Source organism: Pseudomonas sp. LAP_36 (genome assembly GCF_019456785.1).
Classification (GTDB): domain Bacteria; phylum Pseudomonadota; class Gammaproteobacteria; order Pseudomonadales; family Pseudomonadaceae; genus Aquipseudomonas; species Aquipseudomonas tritici.
In genome coordinates, this window is sequence record NZ_JAHZMS010000002.1 from 976,420 (window position 1) to 998,912 (window position 22,493).

General features: G+C 61.5%; 23 protein-coding genes and 1 pseudogene. 16 read left to right on the forward strand and 8 right to left on the reverse strand.

Translation table 11 applies throughout. The features are described from left to right. Positions 1–16: 16 nt before the first annotated feature. A complete protein-coding gene (hpaA, locus tag JBO08_RS10115; RefSeq protein WP_065875967.1) occupies positions 17–877 on the reverse strand; it encodes a 4-hydroxyphenylacetate catabolism regulatory protein HpaA in 861 nt (286 codons plus the stop codon). A 128-nt stretch (positions 878–1,005) separates the two neighbouring features. Here hpaA and JBO08_RS10120 point away from each other — a divergent pair, with 128 nt between their 5' ends. The 8 genes from JBO08_RS10120 (at position 1,006) to hpaI (ending at position 8,297) form a co-directional block, all read left to right on the forward strand. Continuing rightward, the gene (locus tag JBO08_RS10120; protein WP_065875966.1) at positions 1,006–1,671 is read left to right on the forward strand and encodes a fumarylacetoacetate hydrolase family protein; all 666 of its coding nucleotides are present in this window, start codon (positions 1,006–1,008) and stop codon (positions 1,669–1,671) included. Beyond that, complete coding sequence (locus JBO08_RS10125) at positions 1,668–2,438, forward strand: fumarylacetoacetate hydrolase family protein (protein WP_065875965.1); 771 nt, start codon at positions 1,668–1,670, stop codon at positions 2,436–2,438. Before JBO08_RS10120 ends, JBO08_RS10125 begins: the two co-directional genes overlap by 4 nt. Before the next feature lie 5 nt (positions 2,439–2,443). Then, the gene (gene hpaE / locus JBO08_RS10130) at positions 2,444–3,904 is read left to right on the forward strand and encodes a 5-carboxymethyl-2-hydroxymuconate semialdehyde dehydrogenase (RefSeq protein ID WP_065875964.1); all 1,461 of its coding nucleotides are present in this window, start codon (positions 2,444–2,446) and stop codon (positions 3,902–3,904) included. 144 nt (positions 3,905–4,048) lie between these two features. Continuing rightward, the gene (gene hpaD, locus JBO08_RS10135) at positions 4,049–4,906 is read left to right on the forward strand and encodes a 3,4-dihydroxyphenylacetate 2,3-dioxygenase (protein WP_065880940.1); all 858 of its coding nucleotides are present in this window, start codon (positions 4,049–4,051) and stop codon (positions 4,904–4,906) included. A gap of 15 nt (positions 4,907–4,921) precedes the next feature. Further along, positions 4,922–5,314 (forward strand): 5-carboxymethyl-2-hydroxymuconate Delta-isomerase, encoded by a 393-nt coding sequence (locus JBO08_RS10140; RefSeq protein ID WP_220075048.1) that lies wholly within the window; start codon positions 4,922–4,924, stop codon positions 5,312–5,314. Positions 5,315–5,360: 46 nt separating this feature from the next. Further along, positions 5,361–6,665 carry an MFS transporter gene (locus JBO08_RS10145; protein WP_065890700.1) on the forward strand — a complete coding sequence of 435 codons (1,305 nt, stop codon included), beginning with the start codon at positions 5,361–5,363 and terminating at the stop codon, positions 6,663–6,665. 11 nt (positions 6,666–6,676) lie between these two features. Next, positions 6,677–7,480 carry a 2-oxo-hept-4-ene-1,7-dioate hydratase gene (gene hpaH / locus JBO08_RS10150; protein WP_220075049.1) on the forward strand — a complete coding sequence of 268 codons (804 nt, stop codon included), beginning with the start codon at positions 6,677–6,679 and terminating at the stop codon, positions 7,478–7,480. Positions 7,481–7,496: 16 nt separating this feature from the next. Then, entirely contained in the window at positions 7,497–8,297 is an 801-nt protein-coding gene (gene hpaI, locus JBO08_RS10155) for a 4-hydroxy-2-oxoheptanedioate aldolase (RefSeq protein ID WP_220075050.1), read from the forward strand. A gap of 63 nt (positions 8,298–8,360) precedes the next feature. Here hpaI and hpaR read toward each other — a convergent pair whose 3' ends face one another. Next, positions 8,361–8,789, reverse strand: coding sequence for a homoprotocatechuate degradation operon regulator HpaR (gene hpaR, locus JBO08_RS10160; protein WP_049712530.1), 429 nt, complete (start codon positions 8,787–8,789; stop codon positions 8,361–8,363). 207 nt (positions 8,790–8,996) lie between these two features. Between hpaR and JBO08_RS10165 the strand changes: the two genes are divergently transcribed. The 5 genes from JBO08_RS10165 to JBO08_RS10185 are packed head-to-tail and all read left to right on the forward strand — an operon-like array spanning position 8,997 to position 13,066. Then, on the forward strand, positions 8,997–10,295 hold the full coding sequence (locus JBO08_RS10165) for an FAD-binding oxidoreductase (RefSeq protein ID WP_220075051.1): 1,299 nt from the start codon (positions 8,997–8,999) through the stop codon (positions 10,293–10,295). A 30-nt stretch (positions 10,296–10,325) separates the two neighbouring features. After that, positions 10,326–10,691 (forward strand): cupin domain-containing protein, encoded by a 366-nt coding sequence (locus JBO08_RS10170; RefSeq protein WP_065875957.1) that lies wholly within the window; start codon positions 10,326–10,328, stop codon positions 10,689–10,691. A 12-nt stretch (positions 10,692–10,703) separates the two neighbouring features. Beyond that, positions 10,704–11,525, forward strand: a complete 822-nt coding sequence (locus tag JBO08_RS10175) for a molybdenum cofactor biosynthesis F family protein (RefSeq protein ID WP_065880937.1) — start codon at positions 10,704–10,706, stop codon at positions 11,523–11,525. After that, on the forward strand, positions 11,518–12,321 hold the full coding sequence (locus JBO08_RS10180) for an SDR family NAD(P)-dependent oxidoreductase (RefSeq protein ID WP_065875955.1): 804 nt from the start codon (positions 11,518–11,520) through the stop codon (positions 12,319–12,321). Before JBO08_RS10175 ends, JBO08_RS10180 begins: the two co-directional genes overlap by 8 nt. Next, positions 12,311–13,066 (forward strand): SDR family oxidoreductase, encoded by a 756-nt coding sequence (locus JBO08_RS10185; RefSeq protein ID WP_065875954.1) that lies wholly within the window; start codon positions 12,311–12,313, stop codon positions 13,064–13,066. The genes JBO08_RS10180 and JBO08_RS10185 overlap by 11 nt, the downstream gene beginning before the upstream one ends. Before the next feature lie 18 nt (positions 13,067–13,084). On the opposite strand, the gene feaR is transcribed toward JBO08_RS10185, so the two are convergent. The 3 genes from feaR to JBO08_RS10200 all read right to left on the reverse strand — a co-directional run bounded on the left by feaR (position 13,085) and on the right by JBO08_RS10200 (position 16,168). Continuing rightward, positions 13,085–14,026 carry a transcriptional regulator FeaR gene (gene feaR / locus JBO08_RS10190; protein ID WP_065875953.1) on the reverse strand — a complete coding sequence of 314 codons (942 nt, stop codon included), beginning with the start codon at positions 14,024–14,026 and terminating at the stop codon, positions 13,085–13,087. 113 nt (positions 14,027–14,139) lie between these two features. Further along, the gene (locus tag JBO08_RS10195) at positions 14,140–14,703 is read right to left on the reverse strand and encodes a DUF3156 family protein (RefSeq protein WP_220075052.1); all 564 of its coding nucleotides are present in this window, start codon (positions 14,701–14,703) and stop codon (positions 14,140–14,142) included. Continuing rightward, positions 14,669–16,168: an APC family permease gene (locus JBO08_RS10200; protein ID WP_065945913.1), complete on the reverse strand. Its 1,500-nt coding sequence runs from the start codon at positions 16,166–16,168 to the stop codon at positions 14,669–14,671. The genes JBO08_RS10195 and JBO08_RS10200 overlap by 35 nt, the downstream gene beginning before the upstream one ends. 217 nt (positions 16,169–16,385) lie before the next feature. Here JBO08_RS10200 and JBO08_RS10205 point away from each other — a divergent pair, with 217 nt between their 5' ends. After that, the gene (locus JBO08_RS10205; RefSeq protein ID WP_065875950.1) at positions 16,386–17,708 is read left to right on the forward strand and encodes a hypothetical protein; all 1,323 of its coding nucleotides are present in this window, start codon (positions 16,386–16,388) and stop codon (positions 17,706–17,708) included. 32 nt (positions 17,709–17,740) lie between these two features. Here the strand turns inward: JBO08_RS10205 and JBO08_RS10210 are convergent. Together JBO08_RS10210 and JBO08_RS10215 are read right to left on the reverse strand one after the other, a co-directional pair. Further along, positions 17,741–18,220, reverse strand: a pseudogene (locus tag JBO08_RS10210) (flavin reductase family protein); the annotation flags it as partial. Positions 18,221–18,277: 57 nt separating this feature from the next. Beyond that, on the reverse strand, positions 18,278–19,447 hold the full coding sequence (locus JBO08_RS10215) for a p-hydroxyphenylacetate 3-hydroxylase oxygenase component (protein ID WP_065875948.1): 1,170 nt from the start codon (positions 19,445–19,447) through the stop codon (positions 18,278–18,280). A gap of 232 nt (positions 19,448–19,679) precedes the next feature. Between JBO08_RS10215 and JBO08_RS10220 the strand changes: the two genes are divergently transcribed. Further along, entirely contained in the window at positions 19,680–21,167 is a 1,488-nt protein-coding gene (locus tag JBO08_RS10220) for an aldehyde dehydrogenase family protein (protein ID WP_065875947.1), read from the forward strand. Between the two features lie 41 nt (positions 21,168–21,208). On the opposite strand, the gene JBO08_RS10225 is transcribed toward JBO08_RS10220, so the two are convergent. Further along, the gene (locus tag JBO08_RS10225; RefSeq protein ID WP_065875946.1) at positions 21,209–21,613 is read right to left on the reverse strand and encodes a RidA family protein; all 405 of its coding nucleotides are present in this window, start codon (positions 21,611–21,613) and stop codon (positions 21,209–21,211) included. Positions 21,614–21,938: 325 nt separating this feature from the next. Here JBO08_RS10225 and JBO08_RS10230 point away from each other — a divergent pair, with 325 nt between their 5' ends. Then, positions 21,939–22,397: an REP-associated tyrosine transposase gene (locus tag JBO08_RS10230; protein WP_220075053.1), complete on the forward strand. Its 459-nt coding sequence runs from the start codon at positions 21,939–21,941 to the stop codon at positions 22,395–22,397. The last annotated feature ends 96 nt before the right edge of the window (positions 22,398–22,493 follow it).

Sequence of the window (22,493 nt, forward strand, 5' to 3'; positions counted from 1 at the left end):
GTAGGCGCCTGAAGTGTCAGCGCAAACCCGACTGTCGCAGCCGATACTCTCCCGGCGTCAGCTGCGCATAACGAAGGAAAAACCGGCTGAAATACGCCGGGTCCTTGAAACCCAACTGGTAGCAGATTTCGTTCGCGGAGCTGCCGGTAAACAGCAGTAGGCGCTTGGCTTCCTGCATCACGCGTTCCAGGATCAGGCGCTTGGACGGTAGATCAGCCAGGCGTCGACAGACTTCATTCAGGCGTGCCTCGGTCACGCCAATCCCCTCGGCATACCGCACCAGCGGCCAGTGCTCCAGATAGTGGGCCTCGATCAATTCGTTGAAGCGATGGAAGATGCGCAGGTCCTCATGGCGGGTCGGGCGCGCGGGTAACGAGTGCGCGCACAGGCGCAGCAAGCGAATCATGATCAGCCGCGTGAGGCTCTCCAGCGCAGCGGCGCGCCCTGCCCGTTCAGCGTTGATCTCATCGTTCAAGTCTTCAAACAGTTGATCCAGGCCGTGGTCACCCGCCGTCAGCGCCACACAGGCTGCGCCAGAGGCAAGGCTGGGGTCGGCGTCAATCACTCCCCACACAAGTTGCTGGCGCACGGTCAGCACATGTCCGTCGGCATCCGCTTCGGTAACAAAAGCGTGCGGCACCGTGGGCGGAGTGAGGAAAAACATCGGCCCGGACTCCACGTACTGGCGGTCATCCAGATACACCCGCACCGCACCGCTCTTCACGTAATGCACCTGGAAAAAACGGTCATGCCGATGCACGGGCATGTTGCGCCCGAAAAAACCCGCCAGGTTGCCGAGCTTGTCGTAATGCACCTCGGCATCGCTGTAACGCTGGTCGTAGACCTGCCCGATGTTGATGTTGGGAATCGGCTGCACGTTGTCACCTGGTTCTTGTTTGAGTGCCGTTGGATTTTGCCACGCTTGACGGTAGTTAACATATTAATTATAACGTTAACAACTTAACGAACTGCCTATGCAGCAGTCGCCACCGTCAGGAGAAACGCATGAGCCGTACCCTGCATGATGTTGCCAGCGGCACCCTGTTCGGCGTTGCGCTGAACTACCGGGGCCTGCTGGACCAGCATCTCGCCGCCTTCCAGCAGGCGCCCTACCAGAAGCCGCCGACCAAGCCCGTGCTGTTTATCAAAACCCCGAATACGCGCAACGGGCACAACGCCGTGGTGCTGCATCCACAGGGTGAACGCCTGCAACCCGGCCCCGCCCTGGGTGTGGTGATCGGCCAGCGTGCGAGCCGCGTCAGCCTGGAAAATGCCATGGCTCATGTGGCGGGCTACGTGGTGGTCAACGAGTTCAGCCTGCCGGAAGACAGCTACTACCGCCCCGCCGTCAAAGCCAAATGCCGCGATGGCTTTTGCGTCCTCGGGCCACACCTTGTCCCGCGGGATCAGATTGCCAACCCAAACAAGCTGAGCCTCAAACTGTCGGTCAACGGCGAACTGCGCCAGGAAAACTCCACCGCCAATTGGGTCCGCGATATCCCGCAATTGATCGCCGAGATCAGCGAATTCATGACCCTGCATCCCGGCGATGTGCTGATCACAGGCACCCCTGAAGGCCGCGTGGATGTGCTGCCTGGCGACAAGGTTGAGGTCGAGATCAGCGGCGTGGGCCGCCTTTTTAGCCATATTCAAGCGGAGACTCAAGCATGAAACACGCCCGCATCCGCTTTGAAGATAATGTCCACGCTGTGCAGGTCGAGGCCGATAACGCCGTGCGCCTGAGCGATGGTCGCCTGCTCGCCGAGGATCAGGTGGAATGGCTGCCACCGGCCACCGGCACCATGTTCGCCCTCGGTTTGAACTACGCCGACCACGCCGCCGAGCTGGCCTTCACCCCACCCACGGAACCGCTGGCCTTTATCAAGTCCGTCGGCACCTACACCGGCCACCGCCAACTCACCTGGCGCCCGGACAACGTCGCCTACATGCACTACGAGTGCGAGCTCGTGGCAGTGATCGGCAAGGTCGCACGCAACGTCAAGCGCGCCGGCGCCCTGGATTACCTGGCCGGCTATACGGTGTGCAACGACTACGCGATCCGCGACTACCTGGAAAACTACTACCGCCCCAACCTGCGCGTAAAAAACCGCGACGCCACCACCCCGGTCGGCCCGTGGATCGTCGATGTCGCAGACGTACCCGACCCGAGCAACCTGAAGCTGCGCACGTGGATCAACGGTGAACTGCGCCAGGAAGGCAGCACCCGCGACATGATTTTCGATATCCCCTACCTCATCGAATACCTGTCCAGCTTCATGACTCTGCAACCCGGCGACATGATCGCCACCGGCACGCCCGAGGGCCTGGCCGATGTGGTGCCCGGCGATGAAGTGGTGGTGGAAGTCGAAGGCGTGGGCCGGCTGGTCAACCGAATTGTCAGCGAGACGGAATTCTTCTCCGTCCGTAAAGAGGCGTGAGAGACATGATCAAACACTGGATCAACGGCCGTGAAGTCGAAAGCAAAGACACCTTCATCAATTACAACCCGGCCACTGGCGAGGCGATTGGTGAAGTCGCCAGCGGCGGCCCGGAGGAAGTCGCGCAAGCCGTAGCGGCAGCCAAGGCAGCGTTCCCCAAGTGGGCCAACACCCCAGCCAAGGAACGTGCACGCCTGATGCGCAAGCTCGGTGAGCTGATCGAGCAGAACGTGCCGCACCTGGCCGAACTGGAAACCCTCGACACCGGGCTGCCGATCCACCAGACCAAAAACGTATTGATTCCGCGCGCCTCGCACAACTTCGACTTCTTCGCCGAAGTCTGCACACGTATGGACGGCCACAGTTATCCGGTGGACGACCAGATGCTCAACTACACCCTGTACCAACCGGTGGGCGTGTGCGGGTTGGTGTCGCCGTGGAACGTGCCGTTCATGACCGCCACCTGGAAGACCGCGCCGTGCCTTGCCCTGGGCAATACGGCGGTGTTGAAGATGTCGGAACTGTCGCCGCTGACCGCCAATGAACTGGGGCGCCTGGCGCTAGAAGCCGGGATTCCCAACGGCGTGCTCAACGTGATCCAGGGTTATGGCGCCACGGCGGGCGATGCCCTGGTACGTCACCCGGATGTGCGCGCTATTTCCTTTACCGGCGGCACCGCCACCGGCAAGAAAATCATGCAGACCGCAGGCCTGAAAAAGTACTCCATGGAGCTGGGCGGCAAGTCGCCGGTGCTGATCTTTGAAGACGCTGATCTGGAGCGGGCCCTCGACGCGGCGCTGTTCACGATCTTTTCGCTGAACGGCGAACGTTGCACCGCCGGCAGCCGCATTTTTATCCAGGAAAGCGTCTACCCGCAGTTTGTCGCCGAATTCGCCGCCCGCGCGAAACGCCTGATCGTAGGGGACCCGCAAGACCCGAAGACCCAGGTCGGCTCGATGATCACCCAGGCGCATTACGACAAGGTCACCGGCTACATCAGGATTGGTATCGAGGAAGGTGCGACCCTGCTCGCCGGTGGCCTGGAACGGCCAGCCAACTTGCCGGCGCACTTGAGCCGCGGCCAGTTTATCCAGCCGACGGTATTTGCCGACGTGAACAACAACATGCGCATCGCTCAGGAAGAAATCTTCGGCCCGGTGGTGTGCCTCATTCCCTTCAAGGACGAGGCCGAGGCCCTGCAACTGGCCAACGACACCGAGTACGGCCTGGCCTCCTACATCTGGACCCAGGACATCGGCAAGGCCCATCGCCTGGCGCGCGGTATTGAAGCCGGCATGGTATTTATCAACAGCCAGAACGTGCGCGATTTGCGTCAGCCGTTCGGTGGGGTGAAAGGTTCAGGTACCGGTCGCGAAGGTGGCCAGTACAGCTTTGAAGTGTTTGCCGAGATCAAGAACGTGTGCATTTCCATGGGCAGTCATCACATCCCGCGTTGGGGCGTGTAATTCGGGACATGCTAGCTGTCCTGTGGGAGCCGGGCTTGCCCGCGATGCGGTGCCTCAGGAGAACGCGTCGATGCCATCGCAGGCGAGCCAGCTCCCACAGGGATCTCATTGTCATTACAAGAATAATTATTCAGGAGAATCATCATGGGCGAAGTGGTCCTGGCGGCGAAGATCTGCCACGTACCGTCGATGTACCTGTCGGAACTGCCCGGCAAGCATCACGGCTGTCGCGACGCGGCGATTGCCGGGCACAAGGAAATCGGCCGCCGCGCCCGCGAGCTGGGCGCCGACACGGCGGTGGTGTTTGACGTGCACTGGCTGGTCAACAGCGGTTATCACATCAATTGCGGCGAGCAATTCCAGGGCACCTACACCAGCAACGAGCTGCCGCATTTCATCAAGAACATGGACTACGCCTACCCCGGTTGCCCGGAACTGGGCGAGCTGATCGCCGCCGAGGCCAACCTGGCCGGCGTGCGCAGCATGGCCCATAACATCCCGAGCCTGGAGCTGGAATACGGCACGCTGGTGCCCATGCGCTACATGCACATGGGCGTGCCGGAGGATGAGAAATTCAAGGTCATTTCGATCGCCGCGTGGTGCGCCTGGCACCGCCTGGAAGACAGCTTTGCCTTCGGTGCCGCCGTACGCCGGGCGATCGAGAAGAGCGATCGCAAGGTGCTGGTGCTGGCGTCCGGCTCGCTGTCCCACCGGTTTTCGGACGACCGCGAGGCCGAGGCGAATATCCACAACTGGACCCGCGAGTTCGACAAACAGATGGACCTGCACGTGGTGGAAATGTGGAAGCAAGGCCGTTTCAAAGAGTTCTGCGCGATGCTGCCGGACTACGCCGAACACTGCTTTGGCGAAGGCAAGATGCACGACACCGCCATGCTCCTGGGCCTGCTCGGCGGGCCGGAATATGCCCAGCCGGCGGAGATCATTACGCCGCCGTTCGGCAGTTCGGGCACCGGCCAGATCAACGCGATTTTCCCGCTATAGAACTGGGAGAAACCCATGCCGCATTTTATCGCCGAGTACACCGACAACATTGAACAGCAGGCCGACCTGCCTGGCCTGTTTGAAAAGGTTCACCGCGTGTTGGGAGACAGTGACGTGTTTCCCTTGGGCGGTATTCGCAGCCGCGGCGTGCGCCTGGACACCTGGCGCATGGCCGATGGCAAGCACGACTACGCCTTTGTGCACATGACCCTCAAGGTCGGCCATGGCCGCGACCTGGCCACGCGCCAGGCGGTGGCCGAGGCGTTGTTTGCGCTGATCACCGAACACTTCGCCCCGTTGCAGGCGCAACGCTTGCTGGCACTGTCATTCGAGATGGTCGAGTTACATCCGCAGCTCAACTACAAGCTGAACAATGTGCATGCGCTCCTGAACAACCCGGCGGGCTGAATCCCGCCGCTCCCCTCACGGCCACTCAGACAAAAAGTACAACATCATGAGCACAGCCCAATCCACTGCCAGCCGCGCGCTGGCCGAGCACGACCGCACCCATCGTTTGGTGACGTGGCGCCTGATGCCGCTGTTGCTGGTGTGTTACCTGTTCGCCCATCTGGACCGCATCAACATCGGCTTCGCCAAGATGCAGATGAGCAGCGACCTGCATTTCAGCGACACGGTCTACGGTTTCGGCGCCGGACTGTTCTTTATCGCCTACGCGCTGTTTGGCGTGCCGAGCAATATCGCACTCGACCGCGTCGGCCCCAGGCGTTGGATCGCCAGCCTGATGGTGGTGTGGGGCGTGTTGTCCACCGGCATGCTGTGGGTGGAGAGCGCGCGTGGTTTCTATGTACTGCGCTTTTTGCTGGGGGTTGCCGAGGCCGGTTTTTTCCCCGGGATCCTGGTGTTTCTCAACCGTTGGTACCCTGCGCGGCGCAGGGCCCAGGTCACGGCGTTGTTTGCGATTGCGGTACCGATGGCCGGTGTGTTGGGCGGGCCCTTGTCCGGGGCGATCCTCGAACATTTCCATAATGTGGGCGGCATGCGCGGCTGGCAGTGGATGTTCTTGATCGAAGGCCTGCCCGTGGTGTTGCTGGGGCTGGTGGTGCTCAAGTGGCTGCCGGATAGCTTTGACTCGGCGCGCTGGCTTACGCCTGAGCAGAAACAACAACTGTACGCCCAACTGCGCAGCGAAGAACAGCGCAAGACCATCACCTCGTTCGGCGGCATCCTGCGCGACCCGCAGGTGTGGTTGCTGGTGGCGGTGTATTTCGCCGTGATGCTGGCGGTCAACACGCTGGCGTTCTGGATGCCCACCCTGATCCACGGCGCCGGCATTGGCCGCGACAGCCAGGTCGGCCTGCTCAGCGCCGTGCCGTACCTGGCCGGGTGTTTCTTCATGATCGGCTGCGGGCGTTCATCCGACCGCCATCGCGAACGCCGCTGGCACCTGTGTGTGCCGCTGCTGATGGCCGCCGTCGGCATCGCCGTGGCCGGCCTGGCGCCGGGAAATCCATTGCTGGTGATGGGCGGGCTGGTGGTCGCCGGCATGGGCGCCAGTGCAGCGTTGCCGATGTTCTGGCAACTGCCGCCGGCGTTTCTGTCCAACACGACCCAAGCGGCCGGCATCGCCATGATCAGCTCGTTCGGCAGCATCGCCGCGTTCCTCGCGCCGTATCTGATCGGCTGGATGCGCGACGCCACCCATAGCGCCAGCCTGGCCCTTTACGTACTCGCCCTGTTTATCGCCCTCGGCGGCCTGCTGGTGCTGCGCACCCACGCTGCCATCGTTAACCCACACTAAGGACGCTTGCCATGCTCGACTCCCAGCAAATCCTCCAGGCCGCTGCCAACCTGGACCGCGCCGAACGCAGCCGCGAACAGGTCCGCCAGTTTTCCCTCGACTATCCGGGCATCACGATTGACGACGCCTACGCCATCCAGCGCGCCTGGGTGGCGCAGAAGATCAAGGACGGGCGTACGTTGAAGGGCCACAAGATCGGCCTCACGTCGCGGGCCATGCAAGTGTCGTCGAACATCACCGAGCCCGACTACGGGGCTCTGCTCGATGACATGTTTTTCGACGAAGGCAGCGACATTCCCTTCGAACGCTTCATCGTGCCGCGGGTGGAGGTGGAACTCGCGTTTATCCTCGGCAAACCGCTCAAGGGCCCGAACTGCACGGTGCTCGATGTGCTCGACGCGACCGAATGGGTGATCCCGGCGCTGGAAATCATTGACGCGCGCATCCAGCAGGTCGACCCGCAGACCAACGCTACCCGCAAAGTCTTCGACACCATCTCCGACAACGCCGCCAATGCCGGTGTGGTGCTGGGCGGCCGCGCCGTGCGGCCTACCGAGATCGACCTGCGCAAAGTACCCGCTGTGCTGTACCGCAATGGCGTAATCGAAGAATCTGGTGTATCGGCGGCGGTGCTGAATCACCCGGCAAAAGGCGTCGCCTGGCTGGCAAACAAGCTGGCAGCCTATGACGTGACGCTGTTGCCGGGGCAAATCATTCTTGGCGGCTCTTTCACCCGGCCGGTCGCGGCCAGGCCTGGCGACACCTTTCATGTCGACTACGACATGCTCGGCTCGATTGCCTGCCGCTTCGTCTGAACCCTGGAGGATCGTCATGGACATGCCCGTCAACCACTTCAAACAACGCCTGCACAAGGGCGAGGTACAGATCGGCCTGTGGCTCGGCCTCGCCAACGCTTGCAGTGCGGAATTGGCCGCCAACGCCGGTTTCGACTGGCTGCTGATCGACGGCGAACACGCGCCCAATCACCTGCACGGCATGCTCGGCCAGTTGCAGGCGGTAGCGCCCTACCCTAGCCAGGCGTTGATTCGTCCGGTGATTGGTGACAGCGCGCTCATCAAGCAGCTGTTGGATATCGGCGCCCAGACACTGCTGGTGCCCATGGTGGAAAGCGCCGCCCAGGCCCGCGAACTGGTACGCGCCATGCGTTATCCGCCACAGGGTATTCGCGGTGTGGGCAGCGCCCTGGCCCGGGCTTCGCGCTGGAACAGCATTCCCGGTTACCTCGATCAGGCGGATGCACAGATGTGCCTGCTGGTGCAGATTGAAAACCGTGAAGGCCTGGCGAATCTGGATGAGATTGCCGCCATTGAGGGGGTGGACGGCGTGTTCATCGGCCCGGCGGATTTGAGTGCGTCGATGGGGCATCGGGGCAATCCTGGGCATCCGGAGGTGCAGGTGGCGATTGAACAGGCAATCGCGCGCATCGTGCAGTCGGGCAAGGCGGCGGGGATTCTCAGTGCTGATGAAAGCCTGGCGCGCCGTTATATCGAGCTGGGTGCGACGTTTGTGGCAGTGGGAGTGGATACCACGGTGTTGATGCGTGGGTTGCAGGCGCTGGCGGGGAAATTCAAAGGCATTCCCGAGGCCACCCCAGGAGGAGGAGTCTACTGAGATCTCCTGTGGGAGCTGGCTTGCCAGCTCCCACCTTTGGCCTGTAGTGGGCCATGCATTGATTCAGCGCTTGAGGTTGATGTTCTTCAGGTCATCCAACAGGCCCAGCAACGTCTGCAACTTCTCCTCTCCCAACTGATCCTGCAAACGCTGGTAGTTGGCCTCCATGCAATGGCTCATCGATTCGAAACTCGCCTTGCCCTTATCGGCCAACGTCACCAAGACCCGGCGCTGGTCCTGCTCGGCCTTGCGCCGATGCACCATGCCGGCGGTTTCCATGCGCACCAGCACGCCGGTCATGCTCGGCTTGAGGATGCACGCCAGTTCCGCCAGTTGATAAATCTCCAGTTCACCGTGCTGCTCGAGGATGCGGATGATCCGCCATTGCTGTTCGGTCAGGCCGTGTTCGTTCAAGGACGGGCGGAAGAAACTCATCGCGGCTTCGCGGGCTTGCAGCAGGGTCAAGGTCAGGGACTGGCGAGGTTTGAGCATAGGAATCAGGGTCACGACGTATTTAGTTAATAATTTAACGAAACTCTAGCATTCCCTGCCAGCGAGCGCGCTATAACTTGTTGATCGCACCGCCCATGGCGCGCTCGATCAAAAGCCTGGGCACGCAGGATCAAGACTTCCATCCCGTCAGGGCCCCTAATGGAGGCATCCGCTTTAGAGCCTTCCTTCACCTTTTCAGGCTGCGCCATGATCAACATCGAAACCCCCACGTATTACACTGCCACCAAGAAATACAACCTCAGCTTCCCCACCCTGGAGCAGGACATCGACGCCGACGTCGTGGTGATCGGCGGCGGTTTCTCCGGCATCAACACGGCCCTGGAACTGGCGGAAAAAGGCATCACCAATATCGTCGTGCTCGAAGCACGCTACCTGGGCTTTGGCGGCACCGGCCGCAACGGCGGCCAGATCATGGCGGGCATCGGCCATGACCTTGAGAAAATCAAGAAAGACGTCGGCGAAGACGGCCTGCGCCAGGTGTTCGAGATCAGCGACCTGGGCGCCGACATCATCAAGAACCGCATCGCCAAGTACAACATCGACGCAGACTTCTGCTACGGCTACGGCTATATGGGCTTCAACGCGCGCCAAGAGAAAACCCTGCGCGCCTGGGAAAAGGACTTCAAGTCGGTCAACAGCCAGCACGAGATCCGCTTTCTTGGCGGCTCCGACGTGCAGCAAATCATCGGCTCCAAAGCCTATAGCAGTGCCCTCCTGCACATGGGCGGCGGGCATGTGCACTCGCTGAACCTGCTATTGGGCGAAGCCACTGCGTTGGCCAGCCATGGCGTGCGGATTTTCGAGAACAGCCCGGCGCTGGAAGTCAGCTACGGCGAGCGCATCACCGTGCGCACCGGCCGTGGCTCGGTACGCGCCAGCAAGTTGCTGTGGGCCTGCGACAGCTTCCTCAACAAGCTGGAGCCGGAGCTGCACCGCTCAACCATCAACACCTACGCGTTCCAGATGATGACCGAGCCGTTGTCCGAGGAGCTTATCCAGCGCATCAGCCCGATTCGCGGCGCCTACAGCGATATCCGCCCGGTGATCGATTACTACCGCGTCACCAACGAGAACCGCCTGCTGTTCGGCGCTGCCACACCGCTGGTGGAGCATATTCCCGGCGACCTCAAGGCATGGAACCGCCACCTCATGCTGAAGATTTTCCCTTATCTCAAAGACGTGAAAATCGACCTGGCCTGGGGCGGTCCTATGGCGTGCAGCCCCAACCTGTTCCCACAGATCGGCACCTTGCCGGGGCGCAGCAATGCGTTTTTCGTGCAGGGTTATTCGGGCTTCGGCGTGACCCCCAGCCACATCATCTGCAAGGTCCTGGCCGAGGGCATGAGCGAAGGCTCGGCGCGCTATGACCTGATCAGCTCTATTCATCGCCCGTCCATCATCGGCAAGGACGCGATCCGCCCCTTGCTGCTGACGGCGGGTAAATCCTGGCACCAACTATCCGGTTACTGGAACGGGCGCCGTTAACCCCATTTTTTCTCATCAGGAGCAACTGCCATGACCCTTACCACCCTCAAGCACAATACCCAGCTGTCGGAACTCGACGCCTGGGGCACCGTGGCCGACCTCGGTTCCGAGATTCTCGAAGGTGAAGTCCGCGCTTTCGGCAAGATGACCTTTGGCGCACCCACCGATGCCGTCAGCAGCGCCTACTTCGGCACCACCCAAGGCAAATTCCGCATGGTCTACCCGTTCGCCGAACAGGCCACCGTGGTCACCGGTGAAGTGCTGCTGACCGACGAATCCACAGGCAAAACCACGCGCTACAAGGCCGGTGACAGCTGGTTCGTGACCAAAGGCACGCCGGTGCTGTGGGAAGTGGTCAGCGAAAGCTTCGTCAAACACTACTTCGCCGTCGTGTAAGGAGGCATTGCCATGACGAGTTCGTCCGATTGGATCACCGTGGGCGCCCTCGCCGACGGTTTTGCCCCAGAAGCGTTCATCCTGCCCAACCTCGCCGAGCTGGCAGGCCAGGCCTTCACCCTGCACTTCGCCAATGGCTGGCAGATCGAGCATCGTTTCGAGCAGGACCGCCTGGCCTGGCACGCCGCGGATGGCCACTCCAGCGGCAGCGCGGCGTACCGTGCCACCTCGATTCGCCCAGGCCTGTACCTGGTCGACTTCGTCAAGCATGAGGCCGGGCACAGCTGGTCGATCAGCCTGGTGCTGGACACCGCGCACGCCTCATTCACCGCCGTGATCGGCCGTCTGCCGGATCAGGCTGAGACCCACGAAGGCCTCTACCACCGCGCCCTCGCCGGTAAACCGCTGACCTCGGTAGAAGTCGACTTCCTGCATGGCAGCCTCGACCGCCCATGGCAGGACGGCCATTGCCTGCATGCACCGACCGATGAACTGATCGGCCTGCGCAACCTATACCGCTACAGCCCCAGCGAAGTCTACGAACACATCTATCTCAACGAACGCTTCTACGCCTGGCAATGCTTGAAGGGTGTGGAGCAAGGCTTGTGCGACACCGACCGCTGCCATTACTACAAAATCGCCGAGCAGCTGTACCTGTTCGTGTGGCAGGAGAAGATCGTGCCCACGCTCGGTTTGGTGCTGATCGACCTGCAACAACACCGCAGTGACGGCAAGATCTTCGGTTATGCGGGGGCGTCCTTTGACGCGCTGTCAAACTTCCCGATCAGCTCGTACTGCCAGGTACTCAACCGCACGGAATACCCCCGTGACTGAGCCGCGCACGGTGGTGATCACCGGGGCCGGCACGGGCATCGGTGCCGCGTGTGCTCGGCTGTATGCGCAGGAAGGCGCGCGTCTGGTGCTGATCGGCCGGCGGCGTGAGCCACTGGAGCAGGTGGCGCGGGACACCGGCGGGCTGATTTTGGTGGGTGACGCCGCCTGTCCGACTACGTGGGACGGGTTTATCCGCCAGATCCACGAGCATTACGGGCGCCTCGATGTGCTGCTGGCCTGTGCCGGCGGCCATGGCCTGGGCAGCGCAACCCAGACCAGCCCGGCCACGTGGGAAGGCGCGCTGCGCAGCAATCTGGACAGCGCGTTCTACAGTGCCCGTGCTTGCCTGCCGCTTTTGCAGGAAAGCGCCGGGAATATCGTGTTGATCGGCTCCATCGCCTCCCTCGCGGCGGGCCCTGAGGTGTGCAGTTACACCACGGCCAAGCATGCGTTGCTCGGGCTTAATCGCTCGCTCGCGCGGGATTTCGGGCCGCGCGGCGTGCGGGTAAACACGGTCTGCCCGGGCTGGGTGCACACACCCATGGCCGATGCGGAGATGCAGCCGCTGATGGACGCTTATGGCGACACGTTGCAGCAGGCCTATGCGCGGGTCTGTGCCGATGTGCCGCTGCGCCGTGCCGCGCGTGCCGAAGAGATCGCCAAGGTCTGTCGATTCCTGGCCTCCAGTGAGGCATCGATCATTACCGGAGCAACGCTGGTGGCGGACGGCGGTTCAAGCATCGTCGATGTGCCAACATTGGCTTTCACGCGCCTGGAGCCCACGTATGCCGAATGATCTGGATTTCAGCGGGCAAGTGGTGCTTGTTACCGGCGGCGCCCAGGGCATTGGCCGGGGCATCGTCGAGGCGTTTGCCCAGCGTGGCGCACGGGTGGTGATCGCCGACCGTCTGCTGGCGCAGGCCCAGGACGTGGCCGCAGCGCTATCGGCGCAGGGGTATTGGGTTGAAGCCGTGGGTGTCGATCTGGCAGAGGCACAGGCTATTTTTGACTGCGTTCAAGGGCTGCCACAACTGGATATCCTGGTGCACAACGCCGGGTATTTTCCGCTGACGGCGTTTGAAGACATCACCCCGCAGATCCTGCAGCGCACGTTGGCGGTCAACCTGTCGGCGTTGTTCTGGCTGACCCAGGCTGCATTGCCGACGTTTCGCGAACAGGGTCGGGGTTGCGTGCTGGTGACGTCTTCGGTGACCGGCAACCGGGTCGGTTATCCGGGGCTCAGCCATTACGCAGCGTCCAAGGCCGGGGTCAATGGCTTTATCCGCAATGCGGCTTTGGAACTGGCAGCGTTGAATGTGCGGGTGAATGGTGTGGAGCCGGGCATGATCGCAACCCCGGCGATGGGCAACCTGGGTGACGCCGCGCTGAATGACACGATCGCCAGCCGTGTGCCCCTGGGTCGTTTGGGCGCGGCGGTGGATATCGCCGGAGCCATGTTGTTCCTGGCATCTGACCTGGCCAGCTACATCACCGGGCAGACCCTGGTGGTGGACGGTGGGTCCACCCTGCCAGAAGTCTGAAAATCGATTCAAATGTGGCTACGCACCGACCGCCTGCATCCGGCTGGAGCGGAAATCCTTGGGCGACACCTCGAATTGCTTCTTGAACGAACGGCTGAAATGCGCCGAATCGGTAAAGCCCCATTTGTAGGCAATCGAGGTGATCGACTCGCTGCGCAGGAACGGGTTGGTCAAGTCATCCGCACTGCGTTTGAGCCGCGCCCGCTGGATATAGCGGCAGACGCTGTCGTCCTGCTCTTCGAACAAGCGATACAGGTGCCGCACTGAAATATTCAGCCGATTGGCCAGGCCGATCGGGCTAAGCCCAGGCTGACTCAGCGATTCATCAATAATCTTCTGCACATAGCTGCGCAGGTTGTTGCCCTGCAACGACGCCATGCCTTCGCGGCACTCATCTCCCTGTTCCAGGGCCGAACCCAGCAACGAAACGAAGGCCGTTTGCAGCGCCTCCACTTCCCCCGCGCCGTCTTCGGTGTCGTCCTTGCACAGCTGATCCATCAGCACATGCAACATACGCCCGCAGGCTTTGGTCGAGGATATCTTGCCGAAAGCCCGTGCGTCGCCGCCCAGGTGCTTGCACACCTGCAGGCGCGACAGTGACAACGAGGCGTGCTCGATCAGGCCGAAGGGTGTGATTTCGATGGAACCCACAGAGTCCATCAACAACATTTCGCCGGGGGCCAGTTGCAGCGTCTGGCCGTTCTGCACGATTTGCGAGTAACCGCTGCGCTGGCTCACCAGGAAACAGTCCTGGTCGTTATCGTGGTCGGCGTGGTGCGCCGGGCGTTTGATCAGCCCGGCATTGGTGCGCAGGAGGGCCACGCCGCGCGGCAAGTCTCTGATCTCGCCGATAAACAGCGAGCGGTTGAACGCCAGTTCCGTATCGAAGTGACCGCACGCGGCGCGTAGCTCGCGGTTCCAAGTGTCCAGCCCGTCGTGCGCATGCTGTGGGATGCTCATGGGGTGTCTCCGCAATGGCTTCTTTTTGTTGTTCTGGTGCAATAGTTAACATGTTATCTATATGCACGCAACAACAACCTGTTTGCCCTTTACAGAAGCACTAATGATGCCAATCAGAGGTCTGACAACACCCGTTTCAAGCCCGCCAGCGTCGCAAGCAAATGGCTGCGCTGCATAGGGCTCAGGGCAATGTAACGCCGAAAGGCCGGCAGGCGATTGACCACCTCGCTACCGCCCATGTGCTCTAGCCGCACGCACCATTGCTGGCCTTGCAGCTCGATGCGCAGGCGCTTGAAGTCCAGCGGCATCAGCGCTTGGAATAGCGCGTCGTCTGCCAGGATGCGCGCGTGCAATTCATGGCCCAACGCCTGGTTGCCGCAACGGCGGCGCACACGAATGCCATGGCGGCGAATCGCGCCGCCATGGTGCACCTCGAAGCTACCTGTGCTTCCTGCGAGAGCAGGTACGTGCAGCACAAATTTGGTCATCACCACATGCATCAACAACTGCGACTCGGTGCGCTCGACAATCTCAAACGGCATGCCCTCCACTTCCAGCTTTTCCAGCCCGAGGTTGCGCCGCAAACGCTCCAGGGTCACGCCCGGTCGATAGCCCGCCGGGGCACGATCAGCGCGAAACAGCTCAAACAGTTTTTGCCGCAAAGTCGCTGTAGACATGGTCGGCCTGCTCCGGATAGTTGCTGAATTCCCTTGCCAACACCTCCTCCACGGAGGCCGGCTTGAAGGGGCTGACCTTCTGCACCACCAGGGTCCAGAACAACGCATACACTGCCGTGCCGCCCAACATCACGCCAAACGGCACATAGATGTCTGCCGGGTTCATGCCCGGGGGCGTGATAAACCACATGCCCAGGAGGATGCCGATGCTCGAGACGATCTGTGGTAGCGGAAACCACGGCGAACGGTAGGCCCGTGGCAAATCCGGCCGACGAATACGCAGGCTCACCACCGAGATCGTCACCAGCAGGTAGGCGAAACTCCACGCACACACCGCCGCCAGCACCAGGTGCATGATGTTGTCAGTGTTGCCGCCCAGGTACAGCGCGTGCAGGCACGGAATCAGCATCGCCACCAGGATGCACAGCAGCGGCGTCTTGAAGCGCGGGTGCAGGTAGGTGAACACCTTGGGCAGCGCGCCGTCCACGGCCATGCCGTACAGAATGCGCGGCACGCCCGCCATCAAGGTATTGATAGTGGCCGCACCGGCAAATAGAAAACCAATGCCCAGCCACAGCGGGCCGATATGCCCCATCACCTGCTCGGCGAACTTGGGGATGGCCATGGGCGTGTCCAGCAAGTGCACACCCGAAGCGGCGTCAAGCAGCACGTTTTCCACCTGGCGTTTCATCGCCGCACCGTAGATGAACATGCACGTGGCCACGCCCAGCAGCCCCAGCATCATTGCACGCGGCATCACCTTGGCCGATTGGCGCAGGTCCGGCGCCAGTGGCGTGACAAATTCGCAGCCGACAAACATGAACATTGCCATGCCCACCAACGACAACACGGTGATCAGGTCGGTGCCCACCAGCGACTCACCGAACCAGCCGTCCAACTGCACGGCGGGCGCGGCGATCAAGCCCAGCACGCCAAACACCATCAGGGTGGTCCACATGCCAAAGGTGAGGATGATTTCCGCGCGGCCGAACGCACTGACGCCAAACGCATTCAGCACACCGAATACGATTACAAAACCCACGCCGAGCAGCCACGAGCCGCCAGCGGATTCAGCCAGGGTATTGAGGTGTTCGAAGTTCACCAGGGCCATGACCCCGGCCAGGATAGTTTCGGCGGTTCCGGCAAATACATGCACGATCAGGTAGGCCGATAGGGTGCCGGTAATCGCGAAAAACCGCCCCATGCCGCAGTTGATGTAGTCGTACACCGAGCCAGTGGTAGGCAGGATCGACGCGGCCTCGGCGAAAGTGGTCGCTTGGGCCAGCATCATCACGACAGCAATCAACATCGCCAGGGCAAACGCGCTGCCACCGATGCCAAAGCCCATGGTGGCGGTGAGAATGACCGGACTGGCCATGATCAGGCCAATGGTGCTGGCCAACGCGGTGGGGAAACCTACCGTGCCACGGTTGAGGTGCGCGGTGAGTCGGTCGTTGATCGACATGGTGGGGTCCTCGAAGACGGTTTTTTTAATGTGTCAGTACTCTGCGCCCCACTCGAGTTAGTCGTCTTGCCCCTGTCTGCCGCCGGTTTTGTTGCTCCCTGCCATCGTGTAAAGCTTGGCGGCCTCGGTCAATTCCCTGGCACGCAGAGAAAAGACTTGGGCCCCCAGTGCTCGCCCTAATGCGCCCTCACTCTTAACCAAGCTGGGGACAATAACAATGGAGCACACACTGAAAAATCGCCGCCTGCGCCAGGCGGTCGGCCTGGGCGTTGCCCTGCTGGTGGGCCAGGTCCAGGCAGTCGAGTTATATGCCGACGCAGACACTAAGGTCACCGGCAACTTCCTCTCCGTGTACGGGATGTTCAACAGCCCGAAGAACTACGATGGACGCAGCGGTGGTTCCACCTGGCGCGAGGCCTTTATCAAGTACGGCCTGAGCGTGGAGCAAATCCTGGGCACCTTTGGCGGTGTGTACGGCACGGCCAACCTGGTGAGTTCCGGGACTTGGGGCGATGGTGATGCGTCTGGGGTCACCACGGGCAAGGAGCGCACCACCAAGTTTGACGAAGCCTTTGCCGGCTGGCGCTCCGGCGACCTGTTCCCGGTGCTGGGCAAGGATGGCGTGGACCTGTCGTTTGGCCGGCAGGTCATCACGCTGGGCGACGGTTTTATCGTCAACGATGACGGGCCCAACCTGGGCAAGGGCGTGGGAGACGGTGAATTCAACCGTGGCGGCGCCTATTACATCGCCGCACGCCATGCCTTCGACAAGACCGCCGTGGTCCGCCTGGGGGGCAAGGATGGCGTGCACGGCAGCCTGATGTGGATCAAATCTGACAACCCCGCCCAGGCCATGACCGAAATGGCCGTCGGCACCCTGGAATACAGCGCCGCGCCGGGCACCCTGGGGCTGACCTATCTTCACGGGGTCGATGTGGATGAACGCTTCGCCAGTGACGTACAACGCCAGCGCAAAGGCATGAACCTCTACAGCCTGCGCGGTGCGGGTAACGCAGGGATCGACAACGCGCATTTCGCGTTTGAACTGGCTCGCCAGGACCGCCGTGACAGCCAGGAAAACGCCGGCTACGCCGAAGCCGGCTACACCTTCGCCGACCTTCCCTGGTCACCGGACCTGACCTACCGTTACGCGCGCTATTCAAAAAACTGGGACGCGATGTTCGCCGGCTTCAACCGTGGCTACGGCACCTGGGTGCAGGGTGAAGTGACGGGCAATTACTCCGGCCCGTACAACACCAATACAGCGGTGCAACACGTGGCGTTCAAGGTCAAGCCGCTGGAGAACGTCACCCTCGGTGCGCTGTTTTTCGACTACAACACCGTCAGCACCCGTGGCCAACTGAACCTGGATGGCCGCGAGCTGGACCTGTACGTCGAGTGGGCGGTGAACGAGCACCTGATCATCACGCCGCTGCTCGGCCTCTACAAACCGAATAAGGATGCAGAGACCGGTGGCAACCAGGTCGGTGGCAACGGCACTAACGTCTACAGTCAGTTAGTGGTCGCCGTGCCGTTCTGAATCGTCTCGGGCGCGCACGGACGCAGCGCCTGGACCTCGGCATACGCCCCTTGATGGTAGAGCAGTGGCGCCCGGCCGAAGTCATCAAAGGCCACCACCTTGCCGATCATGATCCAATGATCACCACCGTCCAGCTGCTGGTATTTCTCACAATGAAACCGCGCCGAGCAATCGGCGAACACCGGTGAGCCACCCTCCCCCGGTTCATATTCGACCAGGGCAAAGCGGTCCTCACGCGGGCGCGCAAAGTTGTTGGACAGGTGCACCTGGTCTGCCGCCAGCACGTTCACCGCAAAGTGGCTGGCCTCCTCGAATACTTCGTGGCTGTTGGAGCGTTTGTCGATGCTCCACAGCACCAGCGGCGGGTCGAGGGACACCGAGTTGAAACTGTTGGCGGTCACGCCCACCTTGCGCCCGGACGCGGTGGCGGCGGTGACCACGGTCACCCCGGTGGCGAAGTTACCCAAGGCACGGCGAAACGCCCGTGGGTCGAAAACGCTGCTGTCAGACATGCAAGACTCCCAGGCGTCCTCGAACGGGCGCCCTGATTGTTGTTGAGGAAGAACGTGTCACACCATGCTTGGGTCCGGCTCCAGGCCCATCAGCTCACGGCCGAGGATCTGAGCGCAGACGTCGTAGTCGGTGTAGGCATGGGCGCCTGTCATATGGGAATCACGGAACAGGCGCTGCATTTCGTTGTGTTCAAACCAGGCATTACCGCCAGCTGCGGCGAACAACCGGTCCACAGCCTCGATGCACATTTTGGTCGCGTAAGCCTGGTTGGTGCGCCAGAACGCCAGGGTTTCGCGGCTCGGGTAACGGTGCGCGGCGCTGTGTTCGGCGTGGTCCTGCCAGGTTTTTTCCAGAAACGCGCGGGCGGCGGCCACCTGGTGGGTGGATTCGGCCAGACGCATCAATGCCGGTGTTGCAGCACCGACGGCGGCACCGGTGTAGGCGCGCACGCGAGTTTTGGTTTTTTCGCGGAACACCTCCAACATGCGTTCGGCCACGCCAAGGCTGACGGTGGAAAAACCACTGGCGAAATACGGCCGGTACGGCGCGTAGAAAATCTGGCTGTCGGGGTAAAGGCCAAAGCCTGCGGACCTGCCTTCCATCATGTCCTTGGCTTTCTGGATACGGTGCTCGGGCACCCAGGCGTTGTCGATGATCAGGGTCTTGGTGCCACTGCCTTTCATACCGGCGGCGAACCAGTCATCACGGATCTGGTAGTCGCTGCGAGGCAGCACGGCAAAACAATAATCCTGGGTGCCTTCGGCGTTCTGCCGACGGCAGCCGACAATCGCCCATTCACCATGGTCACAGCCGCTGCTCCAGCCCATTTCGCCGCTGAAATACACACCCCCCTCGCCCTCTACCACGCGCCCGAACGGCGCGATGCTGCTGCTGGCGGTGGCATCCGGGTTTTCGCCCCAGATTTCCTGCTGCAGTTCTGCCGAAAACAGGGCCAGTTGGTGGCTGTGGGTGCACAACAAGCTCATGGCCCAGGCAGTGCTGGCGCAACTGCCGGCGAGAGAAGCAATGCAGTCGGCGAACTCGGGCAGCGACAGTTCCAGGCCACCAAACGCCTTGGGTTGAAACGCGCGGTGCAGGCCGATGCTTCTGAGCAAGGCGATATTTTCATCCGGCACCTGGCGCATCTGTTCGGCCCGCGTGGCATTCGCGGCGATGGTCGGCAAGAGAGGCTTGAGGTCTTCGAGCAGCGGGTTTGGCTTTTTCATGGAGGGCCCTGCTTATTATTGGGAGTCCGGCAGGCGCTCCGGTTTGAGGAGCGGCGCCTGATGCAGGGCGAGTATCAAATGGGACACGCGGATGGGAAATGCACGTTCCGCAGGCAAGATTGTACTTTTCATAGGGTGGCAGGCACAGACATAGCGTGCGGCAGGCACAGTCAAGCGACCCTGCCCACCGTTGGTTACCCTCGGGTTTTCTCAGAACTGCCAGGAACCTGCCATGAGTGATATCCCGCTGCTGCCTCAAGTCGAAGCTTTCCTGCGTCGACCCCATGGGCTGTTTATCGATGGCGTCACCGTGCGCAGCCATTCCAGCCAGACCCTCGCCGTGACCAACCCGGCGACGGGGCAGGTGATCGCCCAAGTGGCCGATGCGGACCTGGCGGACATCGATGCGGCAGTGGATTCTGCCAACCGGGGCTTTCAGCGCTGGTCGCAAGCCGCTCCGGCGACGCGGGGCAATGTGCTGCTCAAACTCGCCGACCTGCTGGAACGCAACCGCGAAGAACTGGCGCAGATCGAGACCTGCCAGTCGGGCAAGATCATCCAGATTTCCCGCGCCTTCGAAGTCGACCAGGCCGCGCATTTCCTGCGGTATTACGCGGGCTGGGCGACCAAGCTCAGCGGCCAGACCCTTACCCCTTCGCTGCCCTCGTTCAACGGCGAGCGCTACACCGCGTTCACTCTGCGCGAACCGGTGGGCGTGGTGGTGGGCATCGTGCCGTGGAATTTTTCCACCATGATCGCCATCTGGAAACTCGCCTCGGCGTTGGTGACTGGCTGCAGCATCATCATCAAGCCCAGCGAATTCACCCCGCTGACTCTCCTGCGCATTGCCGAGCTGGCCATCGAAGCCGGGTTGCCGGCCGGCGTGCTCAACGTGCTCACCGGTGGCGGCCATGTCGGCAAAGGCCTGGTGGAACACCCCGGCACTCACAAAGTGTCGTTCACCGGTTCCGTGCCCACCGGCATCGCCGTCGGCCGCAGCGCCATGGGCGCCGGCCTGACCCGCGCAACGCTGGAACTGGGCGGCAAGAACGCCGCGGGTTTCCTGCGCGACGTGGACGTGGACAAGGCGGTGGACGGCATTATCGAAGCGGGCTTTTTGCACTCCGGGCAAATCTGCGCAGCGGCCGAACGCTTCTTCGTGCACCGCTCACAGATTGACGCAGTGCTGGAGAAACTCAAACTTCGCCTCAGTCGCCTGAACATCGGCTCGCCGCTGGACGAACACACCGAATTCGGCCCGGTCACCCACCATCAGCACCAACTCAAACTGCTCGGCTACTTCACCCAGGCCCGCGCCGAAAACAACACGATCATCCACGGCGGTACCCTCATCGACCGCCCCGGCTGCTACGTCGAGCCCACGGTGATCCTTGCCAACAGCATCAACGACACCCTGCTCAACGAAGAAACCTTCGGCCCCATCGCCACCTTCCTGCCCTACGACAGCGAAGAAGAACTGCTCGCCCTGATGAACAACGGCCCTTACGGTCTCAGCGCCAGCCTGTGGACCAACGACCTCGGCAAAGCCCTGCGCATGGTGCCGGCCATCCATGCCGGCACCGTGTGGGTGAACATGCACACCTTGCTCGACCCAGCGGTGCCGTTTGGGGGCAGTCGGTCTTCGGGGGTTGGGCGAGAATTTGGCAGTGCGTTTATCGAGGATTACACCGAGCTTAAATCGGTGATGATTCGGTATTGAGCTCCCACCTTTGAGCCTCGTGTGCTCAAAAGAGTGATCGCTTAACTGAAAGGAATCACAGCCTCAGCCTCGATCTCGATCAACCATTCCGGCAATGACAACCCACTGACGATGATCCACGAAGACGGCGGTGGGTTGTGCGGGAAGCGCTCACGCAGCGCTTGGGCAATCGGCTCCTGCTGATCACGGGCGGACTCGACGATATACAGCCGCAATATCACCACATGGGATAGATCACCGCCGACCTCGGCCAGAACCTTTTCAATATTGTCGAGGGCGGTCGCGGTCTGCTCAGCGATGCCAGGGCCGACACTACGTTCCTGGGCATCCACGCCCACCTGACCGGAAAGCAGGATGCGCCGGCCTTCCGGCACTTCGAGGGCCTGGCTGAAGCCGTATTGCAGGGAGTTGAACACGGTTGTGGGATTGATGACTTTTCGCAGCATGACGAGTCCTTGTTGTCGGTGGGAAAACAAGGCTAACGCACTGGGTTGGCGCAATCTGGTGATTCAACATCTGGCAACATTTCAACCATCGTGCCCGGGACCCTTGTAGTGAGCGGGCTCGCCCCGCGCTGGGGGGCGAAGCCGCCCCAAACAAGGCAACGCAAAACTCACCTGACACACCGCGGGGATCCGTTTTGGGGCGGCTTCGCCCCCCAGCGCGGGGCAAGCCCGCTCACTACAAATATTCAGTGACCAAATCGCGGAGGTTCACTGTAAATCGCGAGCTAGCGTTAATGTTCCTAAGCACTATTCCAGGAGCAACGGATTGCGCCCAAAACCTCAAACACATCGCCTGCGTCACGGTCGCTACTCAGAACACGGACGTAGCTATCTCATTACCATCGTCGTTCACCACCGCCAGCGTTTGTTCGCCGACCTGTTCCTGGGTCGCCTGCTGGTTGCCGAGTTCCGACAAGTTCATGAACTTGGGTTGGTCGATTCCACGGCATGGGTAATTATGCCTGACCATATTCATTGGCTGTTTGAGTTGAAACAGCAGACGTTGGCCGACGTTGTCCGGCGCATCAAGTCACGCAGTACGCTGACGATTAACAGGCGTCGCAGAAGCAAGGAACGCGTCTGGCAACCTGGTTATTACGATAGGGCTGTGCGTGTAGAGGATGATATTCGTACGATGGCGCGCTACATGGTGGCTAACCCGTTGCGAGCAGGCCTGGTTGAGCGGGTAGGCGATTACTCACTGTGGGATGCTGCCTGGCTCTGACAGCGCATGTAGTGAGCGGGCTTGCCCCGCGCTGGGTGGCGAAGCCGCCCTAACCCAGGCGCCGCAAGATTCACTGACACACTGCGGCGATCCGGT